Origin of the sequence: Roseovarius sp., assembly GCF_018066915.1 — a bacterium.
GTDB lineage: Bacteria > Pseudomonadota > Alphaproteobacteria > Rhodobacterales > Rhodobacteraceae > Roseovarius.
Window position 1 is genome coordinate 1 of the sequence record NZ_JAGPVV010000217.1, and the last position, 5,381, is coordinate 5,381.

General features: G+C 62.0%; 7 protein-coding genes. 1 reads left to right on the top strand and 6 read right to left on the bottom strand.

Annotated features, from left to right (window positions below; translation table 11 throughout):
• The 4 genes from KBT70_RS12040 to KBT70_RS12055 all read right to left on the bottom strand — a co-directional run.
• Positions 1-610: adenylate kinase (locus KBT70_RS12040; RefSeq protein ID WP_296633494.1), on the bottom strand; the 610-nt coding region annotated here is incomplete at its 3' end.
• Positions 607-1,971 carry a preprotein translocase subunit SecY gene (secY, locus tag KBT70_RS12045; protein ID WP_296633496.1) on the bottom strand — a complete coding sequence of 455 codons (1,365 nt, stop codon included), beginning with the start codon at positions 1,969-1,971 and terminating at the stop codon, positions 607-609. The genes KBT70_RS12040 and secY, both read right to left, overlap by 4 nt.
• Positions 1,972-2,082: 111 nt before the next feature.
• On the bottom strand, positions 2,083-2,556 hold the full coding sequence (gene rplO, locus KBT70_RS12050) for a 50S ribosomal protein L15 (protein WP_296633499.1): 474 nt from the start codon (positions 2,554-2,556) through the stop codon (positions 2,083-2,085).
• A 136-nt stretch (positions 2,557-2,692) separates the two neighbouring features.
• Positions 2,693-3,337, bottom strand: a complete 645-nt coding sequence (locus KBT70_RS12055) for a 2-hydroxychromene-2-carboxylate isomerase (protein WP_296633502.1) — start codon at positions 3,335-3,337, stop codon at positions 2,693-2,695.
• 111 nt (positions 3,338-3,448) lie between these two features.
• Here KBT70_RS12055 and KBT70_RS12060 point away from each other — a divergent pair, with 111 nt between their 5' ends.
• Positions 3,449-4,171: a VWA domain-containing protein gene (locus tag KBT70_RS12060; protein ID WP_296633504.1), complete on the top strand. Its 723-nt coding sequence runs from the start codon at positions 3,449-3,451 to the stop codon at positions 4,169-4,171.
• A 4-nt stretch (positions 4,172-4,175) separates the two neighbouring features.
• Here the strand turns inward: KBT70_RS12060 and folD are convergent, their stop codons facing one another.
• Positions 4,176-5,066 (bottom strand): bifunctional methylenetetrahydrofolate dehydrogenase/methenyltetrahydrofolate cyclohydrolase FolD, encoded by an 891-nt coding sequence (folD, locus tag KBT70_RS12065; protein WP_296633507.1) that lies wholly within the window; start codon positions 5,064-5,066, stop codon positions 4,176-4,178.
• A 92-nt stretch (positions 5,067-5,158) separates the two neighbouring features.
• Positions 5,159-5,381 (bottom strand): formate--tetrahydrofolate ligase (locus KBT70_RS12070; RefSeq protein ID WP_296633509.1); only part of this gene is annotated, 223 nt, incomplete at its 5' end.

Here is a 5,381-nt window from a genome sequence, read left to right on the forward strand (position 1 = left end):
CCGCGTCAATTTCCGCAAGACCATCGACCGAGGTCAATTGGCCATGGGCATAGTAGTAGCCGATCAACGGGGAGGTTTTCTTGTAATATTCCATCAGACGGTTGCGCAGAGCGTCTTCGTTATCGTCCGCGCGGCGTTTGACATCGGTCGAGCCGCATTTGGCGCATTTGCCATCCGCGGGCCAAGGCTTGGTAATGTCGTTGTAGACTTCTCCGCAGCCGCCGCAGGTGGAGCGGGCCGTGATCCGCTCGACGAGCGCCTCGTCATCGACGCGCAATTCGATCACGGCATCAAGTGTCTCACCCGTCTCTTCCAGCAAGTCGGCAAGCGCATCGGCCTGCGCCAAGGTGCGCGGGAAGCCGTCAAAGATGAAGCCCCCCTTTTGCGCGCCCTGCAACTGCTCGCGGATGAGGCCGATCACGATGTCATCGGTCACAAGATCGCCGCGCGCCATCACATCCGCCACAATGCGCCCCATCTCGGAGCCGCTGTCCTTGGCGGCACGCAGCATGTCGCCGGTGGAGAGTTGGATCATGTCCCGGCTCTGGACCAGATGATGCGCTTGCGTGCCCTTGCCCGCGCCCGGCGGTCCGAGAAGAATGATATTCATCGACGCGCCGGAGCCTTTCTGCGACTGCGTTTCTTGCCCTTGCCGCTGAGTTGGGATTTCTCGATCAACCCTTCGTATTGATGGGCGAGGAGGTGCGACTGAACCTGCTGGATTGTGTCCATGGTCACGGACACCACGATCAGAACCGATGTGCCGCCAAAGTAAAAGGGGATGGCGAACTGGTTGCGCAGAATCTCGGGCAAAAGGCAGACCGCCGCAAGATAGGCAGAGCCGATAACAAGCACGCGATTGACCACATAATCGAGATATTCTGCCGTCCGCTTGCCCGGACGGATGCCGGGAATAAAGCCGTTCTGGTTCTTGAGGTTCTCGGCCACATCATCGGTCTTGAACGCGACGTTGAAGGTGTAGAAATAGGCGAAAAACACGATCATGATCGTGAAGAACAGCAGATAGAGCGGCTGGCCGGGGCCGAAATAGGCCATCACGGTCGAGAGGACCGGATTGGTCGTATTGCCCGAGAATGTGGTGATCGTCGCGGGCAACAGCAACAAAGATGAGGCGAAGATTGCCGGAATAACACCCGCCGGGTTGACCTTGACCGGCAGATGCGAAGATCCGCCATCATAGATCTTCATGCCCACCTGACGGCGGGGATACTGGATATGGATCTTGCGCAGGGAGCGTTCCATGAACACCACAAAGGCGATCACAGCCACGACCATGAGCATTACACCGACGATCACCGCCGGACTGACCGCACCCGAGCGGCCAGATGCAAAGAACTGTGCGAGAGCGGCAGGAACCTCGGCGATGATGCCGACAAAGATGATCAGCGAAATACCGTTGCCCACGCCGCGCGCGGTGATCTGTTCGCCCAGCCACATCAGGAACATGGTGCCGCCGATGAGGGTGATCATGCAGGAGACGATAAAGAACATGCCCGGATTAGAGGCCATATCGCCGGATTGCAACGAAACCGCGAGGCCGTACGATTGCAGCGTCGCAAGACCAACCGTGCCGTAGCGGGTATACTGGTTGATCTTCTTGCGCCCCTGTTCGCCTTCTTTCTTGAGCTGTTCCAGTGCCGGCACCAAGGCCGTCATCAACTGAACGATGATCGAGGCCGAGATATAGGGCATGATGCCCAGAGCAAAGATGCCCATCCTCCCGAGAGCGCCGCCCGTGAACATGCTGAGCATGCCGCCGATAGAGGCCTGCGCGCCTTCCATGAATTCGCGCAGCGCCGCGCCGTCGATACCTGGCACCGGGATGAAGGTGCCCAGCCGGTAGACGATCAGCAGGCCGAGGGTGAACAGGATGCGTTTGCGCAGTTCGGTGGCTTTGCCCAGCGCGGACCAGCTAGTGTTGGCCGCCATTTGCTCTGCTGCAGATACCATTCGCGGGTCTCTTTCATGTGACAACGCCGCCTTGGGCTGTTTTCCAGCTCAGGCGGCGTCAAAGGAAAACTTGGGCCATATGTAAGCGGCACAGGTGCCGCTCACAACCTCTTATTCAGCCGCCTGCGCGGTTGTGACAGAGAGGGAGCCGCCGGCCTTTTCGACCGCTTCGATCGCAGCGCGCGAGGCACCCGTGACCTGAATGTCGAGCTTGGCGCTGACGTCGCCCTTGGCCAGAACGCGGATGCCGTCAAGCTTGCGGCGCACGAGACCCGATGCGACCAGCGCATCCTCGGTGATCGGCGCGCTTGCGTCGATCTTGCCAGCTTCGACGAATTTCTGGATCAGGCCGAGGTTGACGACAGCAAACGCCTTGCGGTTCGGCTTGTTGAAGCCGCGCTTGGGCAGACGCTGATAGAGCGGCATCTGGCCACCCTCGTAGCCACCGATCGAAACACCCGAACGGGATTTCTGACCCTTGATACCCCGGCCACCGGTCTTGCCCATGCCGGAACCCGGACCGCGGCCAACGCGCTTGCGCTTTTTGGTGGCACCGGGATTGTCGTGAAGTTCATGCAGTTTCATGTCGCTATCTCCTTGCCGGATGCGACCCCCAGCGACGGGAGTGGCCGAACGCGGCGTGTGTGGGTTGAGTCGGGCCCAATTTGGGGCCACCGGGGGCGTATAGACGCAAGACCCCTAGGGATCAAGGGCGGAGTTGTCAGCCTACGGGCGGGTTTTGCCATGTTGACGGGGCGAAAGGACGCTGCAACGCGCGCTCGACCAGTTCGAGCCGGTCCTGTCCGTAAAAGGGATCGCCCCCGATGATATAGGTGGGGGAGCCGAAGATCGACAGCGCAATAGCCTCGGTCGTGTTGTGTCGGTAAATTGTCTGTATTGCGTCGGTGCTTGCGGCGGTCAGGATCGCGTCCGCATCAAGAGCGCAGGCTGTGATCAGAGGGGCCAGGGTTGCGGCATCGGCGATGTCGGCATCTTCGCGCCAATGGGCCCCTAGGATCGCATGGGCCAGCGCGTCTACACCTGCGCCACGCCCGGTCTCTTGTGCCGCAATGATCACACCACTGGCAAGGGCGAGCGGATTGTCATGGTGGGTCGGGCGATGCCGGATCACCTCCACACCGCGAAACTCTGCCCAATGCTCGATGTCGCGACCAAAGAAGTAATCGACATGCGCCTGCGTGCGCCCGGCGAAGGACAGCCCGCCTGCCGCCTCGACCACCGGCGATAGTTCGATAGGCTTGTGAATGAGGCGCGCGCCGTTTCGGGCGCAAATCTCCATAAGCCGGGCGGAGCCGAGCCAAGCAAAGGCGGAATGGGCGGAGTAGACGTAGGTGATCTGTTTCATACCGTGACCCTAACCGCCCAAGACCAGACCTGTCATCACAAGCTTGTGTGTCTGGACAAGCAGCGAGAGCGCGGTAGGCTGAAGGCCTGACCCCGCGACCGGAGGCCACCGATGCGCACGATCGTCCTCTGCCTTGCCCTGACCGCCCTGCCCGGCCCCACGCCACAGGCGGCAACGGGCTGTGCCACCGATGCAATGCTGGTGTTCGACGGGTCAGGCTCGATGGCGGAAGTGGGCCATGATCCAACTGCCGCCACACGGATCAACGAGGCGCGCACCGCGCTGCGGCGAGTGATGCCCGAGATTGCGCCCTATCGGCGGATCGGTCTCTTGACCTATGGCGCGGGGGGCACGCATCCCTGTTCTGGGATCACGCGCCACTTTGACCCCATGCCCGATGCAGGGGCCGCGGTGGTGGCGGGAATCGAGGCGCTAACGCCCGGTGGCCTGACCCCGATTGCGGCCTCGGTCGCGGCGGCGGCAGAGGTGCTGGCGTATCACACGCAACCGGGGATCGTGGTGTTGGTCACGGATGGCAATGAGACCTGCGGCGGCACGCCCTGTGCGCTCGGGGCAGCACTTGCGGCAGAGGCGCGGGACCTTACGGTGCATGTGATCGGATTTCGCGTGGTGCATGACCCGTTTTCGTGGAACAGCCCCGAGGCGCAGGGCTATGACGGGCAAACGGTGGCGAAATGTCTGGCAGATGCGACGGGGGGCTTGTTCGTCTCGACCGAAACGGTGGACGAGTTGGCGTCAGCTCTGCGCGAGACGCTGGGCTGTCCGCTGATCGGCGGGCTGAGGGCGGTTGCCCCGCCACATGGGCGGGGCTGAGGTCTCAGGCGGTAAGACCCTCTGGCTCTGACAGACCATTGGCGCGGCAGCAGGCGGTGAGGGTATTGGCCAAGAGGCAGGCGATGGTCATCGGACCGACACCGCCCGGAACCGGCGTGATGGCCCCGGCAACGGCCGCGGCAGAGGCGTAATCGACATCGCCCACCAGCACTGTCTTGCCATCGCGTTCGATCCGGTTGATGCCCACGTCGATCACGGTGGCCCCCGGTTTGATCCAATCTCCCGGCACCATTTCGGGGCGGCCCACGGCGGCCACAACGATATCGGCACGGCGGCAGACATCGGCCAAATCCTTGGTCCGGCTGTGCGCGATCGTGACGGTGCAGCTATCGCCCAAGAGAAGCTGCGCCATCGGTTTGCCCACGATGTTAGAGCGGCCAAGCACGACCGCATCCATGCCCGCAAGCGAGCCGTGATGGTCGCGCAGCATCATCAGACAGCCCAGTGGCGTGCATGGCACCATGGATTTCTGACCGGTGCCCAAGAGGCCCACGTTGGAGATGTGAAAGCCATCGACATCCTTGGCCGGATCAATGGCGTTGATCACCAGATCGGAATCGAGATGTTTCGGTAGCGGCAGTTGCACGAGGATACCATGGACGGCGGCATCCTTGTTGAGCCGGTCGATCAGCGCCAAAAGATCGGCCTCGGAGGTCTCTGGATCCAGCTTGTGCTCGTAAGAGTTCATGCCCACTTCGACGGTCTGCTTGCCCTTGGAGCGAACATAGACCTGACTGGCCGGGTCTTCGCCCACCAGCACCACCGCGAGGCCCGGCGTGATGCCGTTTTCCTCTTTCAGGCGCGTTACATGCGATGCCACCTTGGCGCGCACCTCTGCGGCAAAGGCCTTGCCGTCGATCACTTTAGCCGTCATTGCCAGCCCTCTCCTCGTGCTTCAATTATTCCACGCATAACGCGTAGCGCCGCCCGAGGCATTATACCACGGGCGGCGCTGATGGGTTTGGCTCAGAACAGACCTTCGATCTGACCATCCGCATTGAGACGGATCGTCTCGGCGGCGGGTTTGCTGGGCAGGCCCGGCATGGTCATGATCTCGCCGCAGACCACGACGACAAAGCCAGCACCAGCCGAGAGCCGCACTTCGCGGACCGGCACGGAATGGCCGGTGGGCGCGCCGCGACGGTTCGGGTCGGTGGTAAAGCTGTACTGCGTCTTGGCCATGCAGACC